This is a genomic window from Variovorax sp. Varisp85 (genome assembly GCF_047304045.1).
Lineage (GTDB): Bacteria > Pseudomonadota > Gammaproteobacteria > Burkholderiales > Burkholderiaceae_C > Variovorax.
The window spans coordinates 1-637 of sequence record NZ_JBGLYN010000150.1; the positions used below are offsets into that span (position 1 = coordinate 1).

Annotated in this window: 1 protein-coding gene; it reads right to left on the reverse strand. The window is 67.5% G+C overall.

Translation table 11 applies throughout. From position 1 onward, the window contains the following. Positions 1–637, reverse strand: a 637-nt coding sequence (locus ACCC97_RS28795; protein WP_413336387.1) for an AMP-binding protein, incomplete at both ends; no start/stop codon positions are given.

Below are 637 nucleotides of genomic sequence, written 5' to 3' on the forward strand. Positions count from 1 at the left end.
GTCGTCGCCTCGATGCCCTCGTAGGCCAGGAAGGCCTGCAGCATCGAGGGCACGAAGTTCAGCGTCGTGATCTGGTGCTTCCGGACCAGTTCGACCAGGCGCACCGGGTCGCGGTGGTCGCCGGGGTTGGCGATGACCAGCCGGGCGCCCGCGGTCAGCGGCCAGAACATCTCCCAGACGGACACGTCGAAGCCGAACGGGGCCTTGTGCAGGACCGTATCGGCACCTTCGAGCGTGTAGAACGCCTGCATCCAGGCCATGCAGCTGAAGAGCGCCGCGTGGCGGATGGCGGCGCCCTTGGGGCGGCCGGTGGAGCCGGAGGTGTAGATGACGTAGGCGAGGTGTTCGCCGTGAAGAGCGATCTGCGGATCGGCGTCGGACTCCGAAGAGGTATCGAGCGTGTCGAGTTCGAGCACCTGGAGGGCTTCGGTGCCAGGGATGAGGCTGCGCAGGTGGCGCTGGGTGAGCAGCAGCGAGAGGCCGCTGTCCCCGACCATGTAGGCCAGGCGCTCTGCGGGGTACTCAGGATCGAGTGGAACGTAGGCACCCCCCGCCTTCAGCACCGCGAGGATGCCCACCATCATCTCGGTGGAGCGCTCCGCGCACAGGCCCACCAACGTGTCCTGCCGTACACCCA